Here is a 17,032-nt window from a genome sequence, read left to right as displayed (position 1 = left end):
CCTTCCGTACCGCGTCAGCCGCTGAGGCCGGCGCGTCGCAGCAGCTTCAGCCAGTCGTCGTACTCCACCAGCTCGTCGTCGACCAGGGCGAGCCGCCGGTACTCGGCCGGATCGGCCAGCCGCTCCAGGAAGAACGCCTCGATCCCGGGCGCCAGCCGCTCCAGGCGCTCCGCGTCCACCCAGTCGGGGCCCGCCTCCGGGGCGCCGAGGACGCCGCCGTCCGCGCGGTCGAGGTAGACCGGGGCCTCCTGGATCATCCCGACACAGTAGAGCTTCTCCGGGGAGAGCGGCAGCGGGGAGTCGACCACGGGCTCGCAGTAGAACTGGTGCTCCTCGGCCTCCTCCAGGCCGAAGAGCTGCACGGACGGACCGCAGCTCACGCCGTCGAGGACCCGGCAGAAGTCCAGGTACGCGCGCGGCACCCCGTCTGCCGCCGCCTCGGCCGCGCCGGCCTCGTCGAGCGTCCCGCCGAGCGTGGACCCGAGCAGGTCCGTGCTCTCCGCCAGCGCCGTCCGCAGGGCGTCCACCGTCTCGGTCAGACGGGACGGTCCCGGGCTCGCGCTAGTCATCTGGCCACCACTTGATGTCGATGTTGATCGGATTGCCGTCCGGAAGATCCTTGATCTGCGGACGTATCTGCTGTGTGCCGATGTCGAAGTTCGTCGTCCGGTCGAGCATCCGCAGGTTACGCCACGCGTCCGGGCCGCCGGTCTGGAGCTCGTTGACGTGGTCGGGCTGCATTTTACGGGCGGCGACCGCGGCCTCTTCGGCGAAGTCGGGGTCGTCCTTGTGGTTCCTGCGGATCAGGGCTTCCAGCGCGCCCTTGTAGTCCGAGGTGATCTTCTTGTCCCGGTAGTCCTCGGTCTTGCCCTTGAACTTGAAGAGCTTGCCCTCCTCGCCGAGCCGCTGAAGGGCCCGCGCCTTGCGCTCGAAGGCCGGCTTGGGCATGCCGGGCTTCCACTCCAGGGTGACGGTGTGCGGGTCCTTGGTGGTGTCGGGCCGGTCCTTGCCGATGCCGCCGCCGTCCCGGACGGCGTCCTGGTCGCGGGAGCGCTTGACGATGCTCTGGAGCATCGTCTCGATGTTCTTGTCGTTGCGCGCGTGGTTGTCGCCCATCGCGCGCACGCCCTTGGACACGTCCTGGAGGTGCTTGTGGAGCTGGTCCTCGGCCTCCTCGATGGCCCTGAGGATCTTCTCCGCGCCGGTCTCGACGGCCGCGGCGAGCGCGCCCTTGCCGCGGGTGCGGTTCAACCCGGCCCGGCTGCGGCGCAGATGGGGGCGGGCGCCGGACTCGTGCTCGTCGGCCTGCGAGGTGATCCGGTCGGCGAGCCGGTCGTGGAGGTCCTTGTCGCTGCGTACGGTGTCGCTCACGCGGCGCCGCCCTTCTGGCTGAAGGTCCCCGTGGTGCCGTCGAGCCCTTCCTGGAAGCCCTCGGTGCCCGCGCGCAGGGTCTTGCCGGGGCTGTAACCGTCCTGGAGGCCCACGGCGTTGGCGCCGAGCTGGAGGACGAGGTCGGTGGCCATGTTGCCGAGCGCGGAGTAGACGGGGCCCATGGCGACGGACATCAGCTCCTCCACCAGCATGTGTTCCGCCTCCTTCAGCAGCCGCCGCACGATGAGCCGGGTGGCCTGGGTGGCGCCGAGCGCGCCGACCTCGGAGAGGCCGAGGGTGAAGGGCGCGGCGGCCTGGGCGGCGATGATCTCGGCGGCGAGGATGCCGAGTTGGACGATGGCGGCCACCTTGGCCCCGGCCACGGCGACGGCGGCCCCGTCGAGGGCCATGGCCCCGAGGTCGGCGGCCTCGCCGAGACGTTCCAGGTGTACGTCGCTGACCTTGCCCCAGTGCTGCTGGAAGGCGGCGGTCGCGATGCCCTCGTTGCCCTCCAGGAACTCGTTGACGACACTCGCCGTGGCGTCCTTGCCCGCCCGCATCTGCGAGGCGAACGACCGCAGGCCGTCGGCCATGTCGCGGTAGTCGTCCTCGTCGACGTTGGGCCACTCGACACCGATGAGATCCAGCACCCAGGCCGCCTCGTCGGGCAGCACGACCCCCATGCGCGTTCCCCCTTTGTCTTGGCAGGACCATTTCAGGTCACGCTGACGACGGCCGAACTGTACTACGAGGGCGCGGATTTGCTGCGGTGACGGGAGGGAACGGGGTTGTCGACGGGGGCGGGAGTGTCAAGTGCGGCTGGGCAGGGGGGGTCAGCGAGGTCCGAAGCGGTTGCCGGGACGGCCGTCGCGGAGGTGGTCGGGGCCGCGCAGACCGTGCGGACCGCCCAACCCACCCGGGGCACCGGGCCGTTCCGTCCGCTCCCCGCCCTGCTGCCGCGCCTCCGGTCCCTCCTCCTCGCGCTCCTGCTCGGCGTCGCGGGCCCGCTGCCACTCCCCGAAGCGGGCGCCGGCTTCCCGGGCCTCGGCGTCGGAGCGCTGTTCCCCGGCCCGGCGGACCTTGTCGGCGCCGGAGAAGAGGGCGGCGGTGTACTCCGGGGCGGTGAAGGCCTGTTCGGCGGAGAGGCTGCCGCGCAGCACGCCGTTCGCCATCTCCCGCAGCTTCGGATCGGGCCCGGTGCTCAGGGTGCGCAGCGCGCGGAGCAGGCTGCGGGCCCGTTCCTCGTCCTTCGCGACACCGAGCAACTCCCCCTGGTCCACCTCACGTCCGTCCGCCACCCGAACCTCCCCCTTCCGCACGCCGGCCGCCCCAGTATCCAACAGCCCCTCGTCCTCTACGACTACGACGAGAGGGCGTCCCGCATGGCCTTCGCGGTGACCGTCGGGTCGTAGCCCTCGGGAACGCCCTCGACGAGGATGATGTCGCCCCGGATGTGGCGCGAACGCAGCGGCGCGATCTCCTGGTACGCGGCGGACTCCCACCAGGCCCGCGCCTCACCGATCCCGGGGAACCCGATCACCACGACATGCCCGGCCCAGGCCCCCTCCCGCACCTCGTGCTGCGTCCCGTGCACGAGAAAGCGTCCACCGTACGGCTCGAAGGTCCCGCTGATGCGCTCGATGTACTCGGCGACCTCGGGGTGCGGGGTGGCTTCGCGGAGATGGGCTATGGCGTAGGCGGTCATGGTGTCCTCCCTCGTGGACCGGCTCGGTACGGGGACGAGCGTGGCACGGGAGTGCGGCGGGGGCGATTACCTTGCACGTAAGGGGGTGCGGGGTGAGCCCCGGAGCTGGGACGGAACCGGCCATCGACGAGCTCGCCGCCTTGATCGCCCTGCCATACTGCCCGTCGCACACCACCCTGGCGCGGATCCCGCCGCACCCCTCTGGAGCCGTAGATGTGGTCCACGATCGTCGCTGTCCTCGGCACCCTCGCCGGTGTCGCCCTGGCGGGGTACGCCCAACGGTCAGGAGACCGGCAGGCCCGGGAGCACGCACACCGCCAGGACGTGACGCACGCCGTCGCGCAACTGCTGGAGGCGATCGTCCGTCACCGTGAGGTGCACTGGCTGTCCGTCGAGTCCCGGCGCACCGGTGCCGCCGAGACAGCGGAGGACCGGACCGCCCTCGCGACCACGCGCAGCGCGGCCACGGTCGCCCGCGACCGGGTCGGACTCCTCGTCGTCTCGGACCCGGCGCTTCTGGGTGCCGCCGAGACCGCGTGGCGGACGGCCGTGCAACTGCCGGACATCGTCCTGGGCCCGGCGACCGACGGCCGGTTCTCGCCCGAGGTGGAGGTGGCCCTGGAGACCGCCCGGGAGCAGTGCCGGGCCGCCCACACCGCGCTCCGGATCGCGGGCTCCGCCTACGTGCACGGCCGTTGAGCCGGACGACGGCCCACGCCGACCAGGCCCAGCCACCCCACCACATCCACCTCCGCCCGCACCGTCTTGCCCGGCGGCGGCTTCCGGTCGAGCACCTCCCACCGGTCGGCGAGCGCCTCCACGAGGACGAGACCTCGACCGCCGTCGCCCAGGGGATCGGACGGCCGTACGGCGGGCAGCGGTTCGGCCCGGGTGTCGGTGACCTCGATCCGCACGCTCCCCGTGACCAGGGAGAGCCGTAGCTCGAAGTCCCGTCCCGGAACCCGGCCGTGGGTCACCGCGTTCGCCGCCAGCTCGGCCACGATCACCGCGACCGCCTCGGCGACCGGGGTGTCGTACGGCAGCCCCCACGCGCGGAGTTGGTCCAGAGCGAGGTGACGGGCGAGGCGCGCGCCTCTCGGGGTCGCGCTGAGTCGCTGGGTGAACGTACGTACGGTCACCGGAAGTCGTGCTGTCATGAGGCCCAATCTGGGGCCTCCGAGGGCGACTTCTCCAGTTCGGCACCGCGTACGCTGCGGCAGCGTACGCGGTCACGGGCTGGACAGTACGCGTGACGGAGCGTGACCATGGGTCCGGGAGGTGACCGACTGTGGTCGATGGTGGCGGTGAGCCGGAGTCCTCGGACAGCATGCGGACGTTCGGAGCGGTCCTGCAAGCCCTGCGGGAGCATCAGGGGTTGAGCCGGGAGGAGTTCGGCGAGCTTGTGCGGTTCTCCAAGCACACGGTGGCGTCCGTGGAGTTGGGGAGAAGAATGCCCGACTCGGTGCTCGTGGAGCGGGCGGAGGAGGTGCTGGGGAACACGGGCGCCTTGCGCAGGGCGTTCCCGAACCTGGCTCGACAACCGGGGCTGGCGGCCTGGTTCCGGCGGTGGGCGGGGCTGGAGCAGCTGGCGATCACCCTGTACACGTACGAATGCCGTCTGATTCCAGGACTGTTGCAGACCGAGACGTACGCGCGGACGTTGTTCACGTACCAGCTCCCGCCTCAGGACGACGAACAGATCGAGGCTCAGTGGCTTGCGAGGGCCGAGCGTCAACGCCTCCTCCGAGAGCGGCCGAACACGGCTTTTGGCTTCATCCTGGAGGAGCATCTGTTCCGACGGCACACAGGCGGAGTCGAGGTCACGCGGGAACTCATCGACCATGTGCTGGGCATGGCCGAGTTGCGGAACATCGAGATCCAGATCATGCCCACGAAGCGGGAGAACCACGCTGGTCTGGACGGTCCCATGCAGTTGCTGGAGACACCGGAGACCCAGTGGTTCGCCTACTGCGAGGGACAGCGAGCCGGTCTGCTCATCTCCGAACCGAAAGAGGTCAGCGTCCTCCAACAGCGATATGCCAGGATGCGTTCACAGGCTCTCACTCTCACGGACTCGGTGAGCCTGTTGCAGCGGATGCGAGGGGACCTATGAGCAGCACCGAACTGACCTGGTTCAAGTCGAGCTACAGCAGCGGCGGCGACGGCGACTGCGTAGAGGTCGCCCTAACCCCTCCCACCATCCACATCCGCGACTCCAAGAACCCCCAAGGCCCCCACCTCACCGCCTCCCGAACCCCCTGGACCGACTTCCTCGCCCACCTCGCGGGCGACCCCGGCGCAGGAGCCTGACGGCGCCCGCGCCGGCTCACCCGGGCGTCAGCTCTCCGGACCGAAGTCCGCCTCCAGTCGTTCCTTCCATCCCGAGTCCGCCAGTCCCGCTCCGACCAGCACGTCCCGCCAGTCCTCCTTGGCCAGCTGGACGGCGTCGAGCAGGCGGTCCACCCGGCCCTGGCCGCACAGCAGGGTCGCCGCGGCGATGCGCTCCTTGTCCTCCTGGTCACCCCGGTCGGTCAGGTGGTTGACCAGCTCGGTGAGGAGATCGCCCACCACCTCGCCCTCCCGGCCGGGAAAGTCCTCCGCGATGCGCCGTTCGACCCGCACGGTAAGCCCCATTTACCCTCCTTGTCGGCATACGCCCCGGCACGGTACCGCGCCCCTCCCGTCCGACGGCGCAACCCGCACGGACGGCCCGCCACCCGTCACCCTCCGGGCCGCGGACCGTCCCCTCAGAGCGTCACTTGCCGGGGCACTCCTTCCACGCCATGTGGTAGACCGTGCTGATGTCGCCGTCCGTCGAGTCCATCGTCATGAAGCTGACCTTGGACGGCGAGGAGGTGCCGGCGTTGACCCGGATCTCCGTGTTGATGTTGAAGTTGCGCTGGACCCCGCAGGGCGCCCAGACCAGCTGGGCCCAGTCGGTGGTGTCGGTCGCCTGCCAGTTGTCGTTGAGGGCGCCCGAGAAGGGGTGGGTCTTGAAGACCGTCTGGGAGGAGCCCTGGAAGTAGTACGAGGCCCTCTGGACGGCGTTCGCCCCGGACTGGAGCGAGGCGAACCCCCGGTAGTCCGCGCTGGCGATGGCGTACGTGAAGCCCGACGGGACGTGGACGATCAGGTTGAGCTGGCAGTTCTTGCGGAACGCGGTGGGGTCGGAGTTGCCGCCGACCTGGGCGAGGTAGTCGCTGTAGGTCACCGTGAACGCGGTGTTGTCCTCGGAGACCGCGACGGCCGCCGTGCCCGCGGGACAGCCGGAGCCGTTCACCGTGGCGATGTTGATGACGATCTTGTCCGGCGGCGGGTCGACGAACCCGCCGGACGGGTTGTGGGCGGGTACCGCCGCGGTCAGGAGGGCGGCGACGGCGCCGCCCAGGAGCAGTCCACTGGCCATGGGGGGTCTCTCCTCTGCGCTGAAGGCGCTGAATGTTGAAGCGTGGAGAACCTGTGTGTTTTCTGTGAAGCACCGCGGCGAGGGAATCGTAGGGAGCACGTCATGGGCATGCCAGAGCGAACTCCAGCCATTCCCGCGATGGCCGAACTCACGTGTAAGTGGCTGGAGTTGAACGCAAACCGAGCAAACCGACTGCTGCGCCCTACGGGTTCTCCCAGGCCGCCGGTTCCGCCGCGAGGCGCTGCACCGGCTCGGGCAGCGCGTCGCCCGCGATGTCGGCGATGGTGACGCCCTCCAGGATCTTGCGCACGTTGGCGCGCAGCGCGATCCACAGCGGGAGCAGCGGCTGGGCTGAGCCGGTGTACTCCAGACCGGTGGGGCGTTCGCCGCGCACCGACACGATCGGGCCGTCCACCGTCCGGATGACATCCGCGACCGTGATGGCCGAGGCGTCCCGCGCCAGCCGGTAGCCGCCGCCCCCGCCCCGCCTGCTGTCGACGATCCCGCCCCGCCTGAGGTCGCCGAGAATCCCCTCCAGGAACTTGTGCGGAATGTCCTGGACAGCGGCGATGGACTCGGCCTTCACCGGCTCCGTGCCCTGCCGCACGGCAAGCTCCAGCACCGCCCGTACCGCGTAGTCCGCCCGCGCAGAGATCCTCATACGACAATTGTGCGTCGTCCGGCCATAGAGAATGGCCACACCACAATGGCCTCACCACTCACAGCCCGGTGAACGGGCCGGGCACGGACACGAGGACAGGCACGACCAGGAGGCGCTCCCTTGGAGCTGAGCAGACGTACATTCAGCGCCCTCGCCGGCACCACGGCGCTCGGCTTCGCGCTGAGCGGCAGTGGTGGGGAGACCACCCGGGCCTACGCCTCCCACAGCGTGCCCACCGGGCCCGCGCCGGGCGCGCCCGCCGCCGACCGGGCCCGGCACACGGTGGGCTTCGACGGGTACTCGCTGCTGGTCGACGGCCGGCGCCTGGTGCTGTGGTCGGGCGAGATGCACCCCTTCCGGCTGCCGAGCCCGTCGCTGTGGCGGGACGTCCTCCAGAAGATGCGCGCGCACGGCTTCAACGCGGTGAGCGTGTACGTGGCCTGGAACTACCACTCCCCCGGCCCCGGCCAGTACGACTTCACCGGTGTCCGCGACCTCGACCTGTTCCTGCGCACCGCCACCGAGACCGGCCTGTACGTGATCCTGCGCCCCGGCCCGTACATCAACGCCGAGGTCGACGGCGGCGGCTTCCCCGGCTGGCTCACGGCGACCGCGGGCCGGGCCCGCACCTCCGACCCGGCCTATCTGTCGTACGTCGACGAGTGGCTGACCGCGGTGAACGCCATCGCCGCCCGGCACCTGTTCACCAAGGGCCGGGGCACCGTCCTGCTCTACCAGATCGAGAACGAGTACGACGCCTTCGTCGACGAGCCGCTCGGCCAGGACTACATGTCCCACCTCTACAAGAAGGTGCGCGCCGACGGGATCGACGTACCGCTGTTCCACAACGACAAGGGCCGCAACGGCTACTGGGCCCCCGGCTCCTTCAACACCGGCGGCGAGGAGCACGGTTGGCTGTACGGCTTCGACGGCTACCCCGATCCCGGTGAAGTGCCGCCGGACTGGGGGCACTTCGGGGAGGGCGGGCTCAAGGGCGGGGCGACGGCCAGTCCGCGCACGCCCGGATTCATCCCGGAGTTCGGCGGGGGCTGGTTCGACTCCTGGGGCGGGGCCACCTTCGACGGCAAGGGGTACGCCGAGGCCCGGTACAGCCGGGACGCGGCCTACGAGCGGCGCTTCCAGCTGACCAACCTGGCCAACGGCATCACCGTGCACAACGTCTACATGACCTTCGGCGGCACCTCGTGGGGCTGGCTGCCCGCGCCGCAGGTCTACACGTCGTACGACTACGGGGCGGCGATCGACGAGGCCCGCAGGCAGACGCCGAAGCTCGCCCCGGCGCACCAGCTCGGCCATCTGCTGCGGACCGTGCCGGACTTCGCCAAGCTGGACCGGGCGGACCCGGTGCGGGCCGCCGACGAGCGGCTGAAGGTGTACCACCTGACCAACCCGGACACCGGCTCCCATGTGTACGTGGTGCGCAACGACACCGACGCGCCGATCACCACGACCATCCCGGACGCCGGGATCGACGTCGCGTTCACCGTCGCCGCCCATGACGCCCGGCTGCTCACCGCCAACCTTCAACTGGGCGGCCGTACGCTCAGGTTCGCCACCGCGCAGCCGATGATGTGCCTCAAGGTCGGGCGGCTGGACGTGGCGGTGTTCACGGCCCCGCACGGCGAGATGGCGCAGGTGCTCCTGGAGTGCCCGGAGGAGCCGCTGGTCACCCGGGGCGACGCGGAACCCGCGTGGAACTACGACCTCGGGGTCCTCAGGATCACCACGCCGATCGGCGTCGGGGGCCTCGCCCGGGTGCGGATCGAGGGCGGCGGCACCGGCGGCGACACCCCGCTGCTGCTGATCTTCGCCGACGACCCCGGCGCGCTGCGGCTGTTCCCGCTGGACACCCCGACCGGCACGGTCCTGGTGTACGGCCCCTCGCTGCTGCGCGAGGCCCGCCTGGACGGCGTGAGCGCCCATCTGACCGGTGACACCGTCGAGGGCACGGGCCTGGAGGTGTGGGGGCCGCGCGGCCTCGGGCAGATCACCTGGAACGGTCGCCCGCTGCGCACCTCGATCACCCCCATGGGCAGTCTGCGGGCCGAGATGCCGGCCGTCCCGGGGCGGCTGCCCATCCCCGCCGTCGGCGAGGTGCGGCTGCCTACGCTGGGCGGCTGGCGGCGCCGTACCGAGAACTTCGAGGTGCTCCCGGACTACGACGACTCCGGCTGGACACCGGCCGACCGCACCGGCTCGTACAGCATCACCCCGGTCCCCAAGGGCCGGCCGGTGCTGTTCGCCGACGACTACGGCTTCCACTACGGGGACGTCTGGTACCGGGCGCGGCTGACGGACGCGGCGGACCTGGAGTCGGTGTCGCTGACCTACAGCACCGGCACACAGGGGCTGCTGATGGCATGGCTGGACGGGCAGCCGCTGGGCACGCACCGGATGCCGGTGCCGGACAAGTCCACTGTAAGAAAGGGTAGTTGGACGGCTACGGCCACCTTCGACACGCCACCCCCCACCGGGAGGTCGCCCCGCGTGCTGTCGGTCCTGGTCCGGCGCATGGCGCACGACATGGACGGCAGGTCGGCCGACTCCCACAAGGTGGCCCGGGGGTTGACGGACTTCTCCTTCAAGGGCGGGTCCCCGAAGGCGAGTTGGCGTATCCAGGGCGAGACCGCACCGGACCCGGTGCGCGGCCCGCTGAACAACGGCGGGCTGTACGGGGAGCGCAAGGGCTGGCATCTGCCGGGCTTCGCCGAGGAGCACTGGGAGCCCGCCGAACTGCCGCGCGCCGACCGGCGCCAGGGGGTCACCTGGTACCGCACGACGTTCCGGCTCGCCGTGGACGCGGACATCGACGCCTCCGTCGGCCTCGTCCTGGACGACGACCCGAAGCGCGCCTACCGCGTCCAGATCTTCCTCAACGGCTGGAACATGGGCCAGTACATCAACGACGTGGGCCCGCAGCACACCTTCGTGCTGCCCAACGGCATCCTGCGCACCCGGGGCACCAACACCCTTGCCCTGGCGGTTCTTTCGGACGGGACGACGGAGTCCGGGCCCGGGGACGTACGGCTGAGACTGCTGGGGACGTCTGCCGGGGGTGTACCGGTCGCCCCGGTGCCGTCCCCCGGCCGCTAGCCTGCTGTCCTTGAAAGTTCGAGCACCCGTCCCTGGAAGGTGACCCGCGATGCCGCTGAGTCCCGGCGATCCGGCGTCCATCGGCGGCTACACGCTGGTCGACCGGCTCGGCAGCGGCGGCATGGGGGTCGTCTACCTGGGCCGTTCGGAATCCGGGCGGCGGGTCGCGGTCAAGCTCGTGCACCCCGCGTTCGCGCTGGACGAGGAGTTCCGCACTCGCTTCCGCCAGGAGGTCGCGGCGGCCCGCCGGGTCAGCGGGGCGTTCACGGCCCCGGTGGTGGACGCGGACCCGGACGCCCCGCAGCCGTGGATGGCGACCCTGTACGTCCCGGGCCGCACCCTCGCGGACATCGTGGCCCAGGACGGCCCGCTGCGCGGCAGCGCGCTGCGGGTGCTCGCGCTGGGCCTCGTCGAGGCGCTGCGGGACATCCACCGGGTCGGCATGGTCCACCGGGACCTGAAGCCGAGCAATGTCCTGATGGCCGAGGACGGGCCCCGGGTCATCGACTTCGGCATCTCGTACGCCGTCGACAACGAGGCACTCACCATGACCGGGCGGCTGATCGGCACCCCGCCCCTCATGTCCCCGGAGCAGTTCGCCGCGCCCCGCGAGGTCACCGGCGCCTCGGACGTCTTCTCGCTGGGGTCCCTGCTGGTCTACGCGGCGACCGGCAGCCGCCCCTTCGACGGCAGCAGCCCCTACTTGACGGGCTATCAGGTGATGTACGAGCCGCCCGCCCTGGACGGGGTCGCGGAGCCGCTGCGGAGCATCGCCGAACGCTGCCTGGACAAGGACCCGGGAGCCCGGCCGGAACTCGATGAACTGCACGAGCTGCTCAGGGAGTTGCCGGACACGGAGGCAGACCCGTCGAGCCCGGCCGTACCGGCGCCGCCCGTACCCGGACCGGTGTCGCCCGACCCCACGAAGGCCGGCCGCCCGGTCTCGCGACGCGGCCCCCGCCGCCGCGTCCTCGTCGGTGCCGTCGCCGCCCTGGCCCTGACCGGGCTGAGCATCGCGGCCGTACGGGCCGGGTCGGCCGGCGGGAGCGCGTCCCCGTCCGCGAGCGGGCCGGTGTCCGCCGCACCCGGGTCCACAACGGCCGTGACGCTGCCGCCCCGGCACGTGCCCTGGGACTACCAGATCGGCGGCGCGTACCCTCCGGCGGCGGACGTGCGCGTGGTGAGCCGCAGCTACGAGGACGCCCCCGCCCAGGGCCTCTACAACATCTGCAACATCAACGCCTACCAGGCGGAGTCCGGAGCGGAACGGGACTGGGACGCCGACCTGCTGCTGCGTGACCCCCACGGGAAGGTCGTCCACGACAAGGACTGGGACGAGGCGGTCCTGGACATCCGTACGGCCGACAAGCGCGAGCGCATCGCCGCCAGGCTGAACGGCTGGATCGACTCCTGCGCGGACCGGGGCTACCGGGCCGTGGAGCCCGACAACTACGACTCCTTCACCCGCTTCCCGTCGTATCTGAAGGCCGGCCAGGCCGAGGCCCTGATGAAGCTGCTGACGCGGCACGCCCACGCCAAGGGCCTGGCCGTGGCACAGAAGAACACCACGGAACTCCTCGCCGACCGCGCGTCGGTGGGCCTGGACTTCGCCATGGCGGAGGAGTGCGCGGAGTACGACGAGTGCGGCGCGTTCGCCGACGCCTTCGACGGCAACGTCCTGGTGGTCGAGTACACCGGGAAGGGCATGGCCACGGCCTGCGCGCACTGGAGCGGCACCCTCAGCGTGGTGCGCCGGGACGCGGACGTGGTGCCCGAGGGCGCCGCCGGCTTCCTGCGGAAGACCTGCTGACGCCCCCGGGGACCCCGGTCAGCCGAGCCGGATCAGGTTCCAGGACAGCGGCTCCAGTACGGCGGTGAGGGTGCCGTCCGTCAGCGCGGTGCCCTCGGCCGGGTGCGGGGCGACCCGCTCGGGCTCGGCGAGGGTGTTGCGGGCGTCCGGGTCGGCGTCGGCGAGGACGCTGTGCTCGACGACCTGCGTCAGGTCGAGGCCGTTCAGGGCGACTTCGAGGGGTAGGGCGTCGGTCCGGCTGCGGTTGACGGCGAAGACGGTGACCGAGCCGTCCTCCGCGCGCACCGCCGTGGCGTGCAGGAGGTCCGCCTCGCCGTACTTCTTCGTGTCGTAGGTCGGTGAGTCGACCCGGACGTCGAGGACCTCGCCGCGGCCGTACTTCGAGGCCTGGGCGAACGGGAAGAACGTCGTCTGGCGCCAGGCCGGGCCGCCCGGCTCGGTCATGATCGGGGCGATCACGTTGACCAGCTGGGCGAGACAGGCGACGGTGACGCGGTCGGCGTGGCGCAGCAGGGCGATGAGGAGGGAGCCGAAGACGACGGCGTCCAGGACGCTGTAGTTGTCCTCCAGGAGGCGCGGGGCCTCCGCCCAGTCCCGGGTGCTGGAGTTCTCGATCTCGTGCCACTTCGACATGTACCAGACGTTCCACTCGTCGAAGGAGAGGTTGATCTTCTTCTTCGACTTGAGGCGCGCGCCGATGTGGTCGGCGGTGGCGACCACGTTCTCGATGAAGGACTCCATGTCGACGGCGGAGGCCAGGAAGGAGTCGAGGTCTCCGTCCTCGGGCTGGTAGTAGGCGTGCAGGGAGATGTAGTCGACGAGGTCGTAGGTCTCGGTGAGGACCGTCGCCTCCCACTCGGCGAACGTGGGCATGCCCTGGCTGGAGGAGCCGCAGGCGACGAGTTCGACGTCCGGGTCGATCTGGCGCATCGCGCGGGCCGTCTCGGCGGCGACCCGGCCGTACTCCGTCGCCGTCTTGTGGCCGGTCTGCCAGGGCCCGTCCATCTCGTTGCCCAGGCACCAGAGTCTGATGCCGAAGGGGTCCTTGTCGCCGTGCGCGGCACGCAGGTCGGACAGGGCGGTGCCGGCCGGGTGGTTGGCGTACTCCTGGAGTTCGAGGGCCTCGGCGACACCGCGGGTGCCGAGGTTGAGGGCCATCATCGGCTCGGCCTGGGGGCCGACCTTCTTCAGGAAGGCGATGAACTCGGAGAGGCCGAAGCGGTTGGTCTCGGTGGAGCGCCAGGCCAGGTCGAGGCGGCGGGGGCGGTCCTCGACGGGGCCGACCGAGTCCTCCCACTTGTAGCCGGAGACGAAGTTGCCGCCGGGGTAGCGCAGGGCGGTGACCCCGAGTTCGCGGACGAGGTCCAGGACGTCGGTGCGGATGCCGTCCTCGTCCGCGGCGGGGTGGCCGGGTTCGAAGATGCCGGTGTAGACGCAGCGGCCGAGGTGTTCCACGAAGGAGCCGAAGACACGGGGGTCGACCTCACCGATCCGGAAAGCGGGGTCGAGGGTGAAGCGGGCGGTGGAGCTCATGTGCGCCTTTCGGGGTGCGGGATACCTGGTTCGTCGGCGGGTGACATTTCGAACGCTGTCCGCCACCCCGGACGGACCGTAGGCAGGAAGCGTTTTCCAGTCAATGGGGTGTCCAGCAAAATGAGATCGCGTGACGTGACACCACGGGCGCGCGTACTCTCGAACAGCCCGTCCTACGGCGGCGGAAGGCTCAGGGGGTGGGATGGACATCGCGGGCGCGCGCAGAAGTGCGGCCCGGATCGCCTCGGCGCTACGACGTACCCGGGCGACCCCGGCCATGCGCGATCTGGTCTCCCACCTCACCGCCGCGGTCCGGGCCAGGCCCCGTCCCCCGGCCGACGTGCCCGAGCTGTGCCGTGCCCTGTGCCAGGCGATGAGCGGGCGGCGCGGCGGACGCCCCGTCGACCTGCGCTTCGAGCGCTTCCCCGACGAGATCGCCGTCACCGGGCTCTGGGTGGAGTTCCAGGACTTCGACCTCGTCATCGTCGAGGAACGCGCCGAGGCGATGCAGCAACTGGTCATCCTGGGCCACGAGCTGTGGCACCTGCACGCGGGCCACGCCCATCACCACGCGGCCGCGGCCGACGCCCTCGCGAACCGGCCCGGCTGGGACTCCGTAGCGCTGACGGTGGCCGCCCGCAACGGCTCCCGGGTCGCGGACGAGGCCGAGGCCGACGACTTCGGACACCGGCTGGCGGCGGCGTTCCGGCCGCTCGTCGCGGGCCGCGGCAGCGGTGCCCGGCCCGACACGGTCCAGAGAACCCTCGGCTACCGCGGAGGCGGAGCACGGTGACACACCCCCAGCCGGCCGCGTGGGCGGTCGGGTCCCTCACCGGACTGAGCATCCCCTACTGGCTGCCGGGCCTGGTCCTCGGAGCGGCCCTGGCGATCAAGCTGCCCAGCATCGTCAAGCTGTGGCGGGACCCGCTGCTGCGGGCCGTGGGCGGTCTGCTGCTGTTCGCCTGCGCGGTGTTCCTGTTCGCGGCCCCGAGCACCATCGCCTGGACGAACCGGGTCACCGGCGTCCCGAACATCGCCGCACCCTGGGTGTACACGCTGCTCACCGCGCTGTGCGCGTCCTGGCTGCTGCTGGTCGTGCACTGGCGCGACGGCCGCAGCGAGCACCATGCCCGGATCCGGCGGGCGACCCGCTGGGTGATCTGGGTGTACGCGGCCGTGGTCGTGGCGATGTGGGTGCTGTTCGCCCTCGCCGACGTCCCCGTGGAGCGGATCCGGGACCTCGACACCTACTACGCCGACACCCCGTTCATGCGCGAGCTGATCCTGCTCTACCTGCTCGCGCACACCGTGGCCAGCCTGATCACGTCCGGGCTGGTGTGGAACTGGATCCGCACCACCGGCCTCGACGCCTGGCTGCGCTGGGGGCTGCGGTTCCTCGGGGTCGGCTTCGCGACGAACCTGCTCTTCAGCGCGGCCAAGCTCACCGCCGTCGTGGCCCGCTGGACCGGGCACGACCTGGACTGGCTGAACACCAACATCGCCCCGGCCGCCGCCTGTGTCGCCGCCACCCTGGTCGCGATCGGCTTCATCATCCCGCACGCCGGCCAGTACCTCCACGAGCGCTGGCTGGTCCGCCGTCGCCACCGCGACCTCAGGGACCTGGCCCGGCTGATGCGGACCGTCGCGGGCAGGCGCGAGCCGCTCGCCCTGCGCGCCACCGCCGAGATGCGGCTGATCCGCCGCGAGACCTTCATCCGCGACGCGCTGCTCCAACTGTCCCGGTTCATCGACGAGGACCTGCGCGTGCGCGCCTACGACGCCGCGCTCGCCCTCGGTGCCGAACGGGGCCGTGCCCAGGCCCTCGCCGCCGCCGTGACGATCCTGGACGCCGTCGAGGCGGGGCAGCAGGCGCCGGACACCGAGGGCGACGGCGACCCCGACACCACCTACCTGCTCCAGGAGATCGCGGCCGTGTCCGAGGCCCTGCGCAGCCCCGACGAGATCAAGGCGGTACGCGCCCGCGCGACCGTCCCGGCAGAGAGCATGTCCACGCATGACTGAAAGCCCCTCCCCCGCGAGAGTCGCCGTCGTCCTCGGGGGATCGCACACCGGCATGCTCGCGGCGGCCGCGCTGACCGGCCTCGCCGACCGGGTGGTCGTGGTGGAGCGCGACGAACTGCCCGACGGGCCTGCCCCTCGCAAGGGGCTGCCGCAGGCCCGGCACGCCCACATGCTGTGGTCCGGCGGGGTACGGGCGATGGAGGAGCTGCTGCCGGGCATCACCGCCGCGCTTCTGGACGCCGGGGCCCGCCGGGCGCCGGTCACCACCGACATGGTCGTCTACTCGGCCCACGGCTGGTTCCGGCGCTGGCCCGAGTCCCACCACGTGATCCTGGCCGGCCGGGACCTGCTGGACGCCACGGTCCGGGCGCGGGTCCTTACGGACGAACGGGTCGAGGTGCTCGGCGGCGCGGAGGTCCTGGGGCTGGTGGGCGGCGCGGAGGCCGTCACCGGGGTCCGGGTGCGGGAGGCCGACGGCCGGGAACGGACCATCGAGGCGGGAACGGTCGTGGACGCGACCGGGCGGGCCTCCGGAACGCCCCGTTGGCTCGCGGACCTCGGGCTGCCGGCACCGGAGCGCCGCGAGGTCGACTCGGGCCTGGCGTACGCGAGCCGCCTCTACCTCGCCCCCGAGCAGGCCCGCGACGGCTTCCCCGTCGTCAGTGTCCAGCCCGACACCCGCGAGCCGGGACCGGGCCGGTCGGGCTTCCTGCTGCCGATCGAGGACGGCCGCTGGATCGTCACTCTCAACGGCACCCGCGGCGGCGAACCCACCGCCGCCGACGCCTCGGGCGAGGACTTCGTACGCTTCGCCCGCGAGGAGCTCAGACATCCGCTGATCGGCGACCTGCTCGCCCGCGCCGAGCCGCTGTCCGAGGTCGCCTTCACCCGTACGACCGTCAACCGGCGGTACTTCTACGAACGGGCGGCGGCCTGGCCGGAGAACTTCACGGTGCTGGGCGACGCGTTGGCCGCCTACAACCCGGTCTACGGACACGGTCTGGCCGTCGGCGCCCAGAGCGCGCTGATCCTGCGGGACCTCACGCGGCGGCACGGGTTCGGGGCGGCCGGGCTGTCCCGTCGGGTGCAGAAGGCGGTGGCCCGGCCGGTGGGGGCCGCGTGGGACCTGGCCACCGGACAGGACGTGTTCTATCCCGGGGCGACGGAGGCAGGCCCGACGGCCCGGGACCGGCTCGTGGCCGCGTACGTCTCGCGTCTCATGCGCACGGCCACCGGCAACGGCCGGATCGCCCGCCGGGTCACCGACGTGACGTCGCTGGAGCGGCGGGCCGAGGTGCTGCTGACGCCGGCCGTGCTGCTGGCGGCGATACGGGGGCCGTTGAAACCGGCGTTGACCGAACCGCCGCTGACCGCGGAGGAGTTGAAGAAGGCGGGTCTGCAGTAGCGCTG

Annotated in this window: 18 protein-coding genes; 8 read left to right on the top strand and 10 right to left on the bottom strand. The window is 71.5% G+C overall.

Annotated features, from left to right (window positions below; all coding sequences use genetic code 11):
• Positions 1 to 14 precede the first annotated feature (14 nt).
• The 5 genes from H295_RS0116370 to H295_RS0116350 form a co-directional block, all read right to left on the bottom strand.
• On the bottom strand, positions 15 to 569 hold the full coding sequence (locus H295_RS0116370) for a hypothetical protein (RefSeq protein WP_234021618.1): 555 nt from the start codon (positions 567 to 569) through the stop codon (positions 15 to 17).
• The gene (locus tag H295_RS0116365; RefSeq protein WP_020136411.1) at positions 562 to 1,371 is read right to left on the bottom strand and encodes a hypothetical protein; all 810 of its coding nucleotides are present in this window, start codon (positions 1,369 to 1,371) and stop codon (positions 562 to 564) included. Before H295_RS0116365 ends, H295_RS0116370 begins: the two co-directional genes overlap by 8 nt.
• Positions 1,368 to 2,054 (bottom strand): hypothetical protein, encoded by a 687-nt coding sequence (locus H295_RS0116360; protein ID WP_020136410.1) that lies wholly within the window; start codon positions 2,052 to 2,054, stop codon positions 1,368 to 1,370. The genes H295_RS0116365 and H295_RS0116360 overlap by 4 nt, the downstream gene beginning before the upstream one ends.
• A 150-nt stretch (positions 2,055 to 2,204) precedes the next feature.
• The gene (locus tag H295_RS0116355; RefSeq protein WP_020136409.1) at positions 2,205 to 2,669 is read right to left on the bottom strand and encodes a hypothetical protein; all 465 of its coding nucleotides are present in this window, start codon (positions 2,667 to 2,669) and stop codon (positions 2,205 to 2,207) included.
• 62 nt (positions 2,670 to 2,731) lie between these two features.
• Positions 2,732 to 3,076 (bottom strand): DUF1330 domain-containing protein, encoded by a 345-nt coding sequence (locus H295_RS0116350; RefSeq protein WP_020136408.1) that lies wholly within the window; start codon positions 3,074 to 3,076, stop codon positions 2,732 to 2,734.
• Positions 3,077 to 3,289: 213 nt separating this feature from the next.
• Here H295_RS0116350 and H295_RS43300 point away from each other — a divergent pair, with 213 nt between their 5' ends.
• Positions 3,290 to 3,775, top strand: coding sequence for a hypothetical protein (locus tag H295_RS43300; RefSeq protein ID WP_020136407.1), 486 nt, complete (start codon positions 3,290 to 3,292; stop codon positions 3,773 to 3,775).
• Here H295_RS43300 and H295_RS0116340 read toward each other — a convergent pair.
• On the bottom strand, positions 3,757 to 4,233 hold the full coding sequence (locus H295_RS0116340) for an ATP-binding protein (protein WP_028809424.1): 477 nt from the start codon (positions 4,231 to 4,233) through the stop codon (positions 3,757 to 3,759). The genes H295_RS43300 and H295_RS0116340 overlap by 19 nt on opposite strands.
• A 170-nt stretch (positions 4,234 to 4,403) precedes the next feature.
• Between H295_RS0116340 and H295_RS0116335 the strand changes: the two genes are divergently transcribed.
• Entirely contained in the window at positions 4,404 to 5,189 is a 786-nt protein-coding gene (locus H295_RS0116335) for a helix-turn-helix domain-containing protein (protein WP_078616667.1), read from the top strand.
• Positions 5,186 to 5,386, top strand: coding sequence for a DUF397 domain-containing protein (locus tag H295_RS0116330; RefSeq protein ID WP_020136404.1), 201 nt, complete (start codon positions 5,186 to 5,188; stop codon positions 5,384 to 5,386). Before H295_RS0116335 ends, H295_RS0116330 begins: the two co-directional genes overlap by 4 nt.
• Before the next feature lie 27 nt (positions 5,387 to 5,413).
• Here H295_RS0116330 and H295_RS0116325 read toward each other — a convergent pair whose 3' ends face one another.
• From H295_RS0116325 to H295_RS0116315, 3 genes are all read right to left on the bottom strand, one after another.
• Positions 5,414 to 5,710 carry a hypothetical protein gene (locus H295_RS0116325; protein WP_020136403.1) on the bottom strand — a complete coding sequence of 99 codons (297 nt, stop codon included), beginning with the start codon at positions 5,708 to 5,710 and terminating at the stop codon, positions 5,414 to 5,416.
• 121 nt (positions 5,711 to 5,831) lie between these two features.
• Positions 5,832 to 6,482: a DUF4360 domain-containing protein gene (locus H295_RS0116320; protein WP_020136402.1), complete on the bottom strand. Its 651-nt coding sequence runs from the start codon at positions 6,480 to 6,482 to the stop codon at positions 5,832 to 5,834.
• 202 nt (positions 6,483 to 6,684) lie between these two features.
• Entirely contained in the window at positions 6,685 to 7,143 is a 459-nt protein-coding gene (locus H295_RS0116315; protein WP_028809423.1) for an RrF2 family transcriptional regulator, read from the bottom strand.
• A gap of 120 nt (positions 7,144 to 7,263) precedes the next feature.
• Here H295_RS0116315 and H295_RS0116310 point away from each other — a divergent pair, with 120 nt between their 5' ends.
• Both H295_RS0116310 and H295_RS45485 read left to right on the top strand, forming a co-directional pair.
• Positions 7,264 to 10,257 carry a beta-galactosidase gene (locus H295_RS0116310; protein WP_020136400.1) on the top strand — a complete coding sequence of 998 codons (2,994 nt, stop codon included), beginning with the start codon at positions 7,264 to 7,266 and terminating at the stop codon, positions 10,255 to 10,257.
• 49 nt (positions 10,258 to 10,306) lie between these two features.
• Entirely contained in the window at positions 10,307 to 12,067 is a 1,761-nt protein-coding gene (locus H295_RS45485) for an endo alpha-1,4 polygalactosaminidase (protein WP_078616661.1), read from the top strand.
• An 18-nt stretch (positions 12,068 to 12,085) separates the two neighbouring features.
• Here the strand turns inward: H295_RS45485 and H295_RS0116300 are convergent, their stop codons facing one another.
• Entirely contained in the window at positions 12,086 to 13,600 is a 1,515-nt protein-coding gene (locus H295_RS0116300; protein WP_020136399.1) for an alpha-N-arabinofuranosidase, read from the bottom strand.
• A 202-nt stretch (positions 13,601 to 13,802) separates the two neighbouring features.
• Here H295_RS0116300 and H295_RS0116295 point away from each other — a divergent pair, with 202 nt between their 5' ends.
• Genes H295_RS0116295 through H295_RS0116285 form a run of 3 tightly spaced genes read left to right on the top strand, consistent with a single transcriptional unit; the run spans position 13,803 to position 17,027 of the window.
• Positions 13,803 to 14,393, top strand: coding sequence for a hypothetical protein (locus H295_RS0116295; protein ID WP_020136398.1), 591 nt, complete (start codon positions 13,803 to 13,805; stop codon positions 14,391 to 14,393).
• Entirely contained in the window at positions 14,390 to 15,622 is a 1,233-nt protein-coding gene (locus H295_RS0116290; RefSeq protein ID WP_020136397.1) for an MAB_1171c family putative transporter, read from the top strand. Before H295_RS0116295 ends, H295_RS0116290 begins: the two co-directional genes overlap by 4 nt.
• The gene (locus H295_RS0116285; RefSeq protein ID WP_028809422.1) at positions 15,615 to 17,027 is read left to right on the top strand and encodes an NAD(P)/FAD-dependent oxidoreductase; all 1,413 of its coding nucleotides are present in this window, start codon (positions 15,615 to 15,617) and stop codon (positions 17,025 to 17,027) included. Before H295_RS0116290 ends, H295_RS0116285 begins: the two co-directional genes overlap by 8 nt.
• The last annotated feature ends 5 nt before the right edge of the window (positions 17,028 to 17,032 follow it).

The organism is Streptomyces sp. 351MFTsu5.1, from assembly GCF_000383655.1.
GTDB classification, from domain to species: domain Bacteria; phylum Actinomycetota; class Actinomycetes; order Streptomycetales; family Streptomycetaceae; genus Streptomyces; species Streptomyces griseorubiginosus.
The sequence above is the reverse complement of the archived record's forward strand: the minus strand, read 5'-3'. Positions and strand labels throughout refer to the sequence as shown.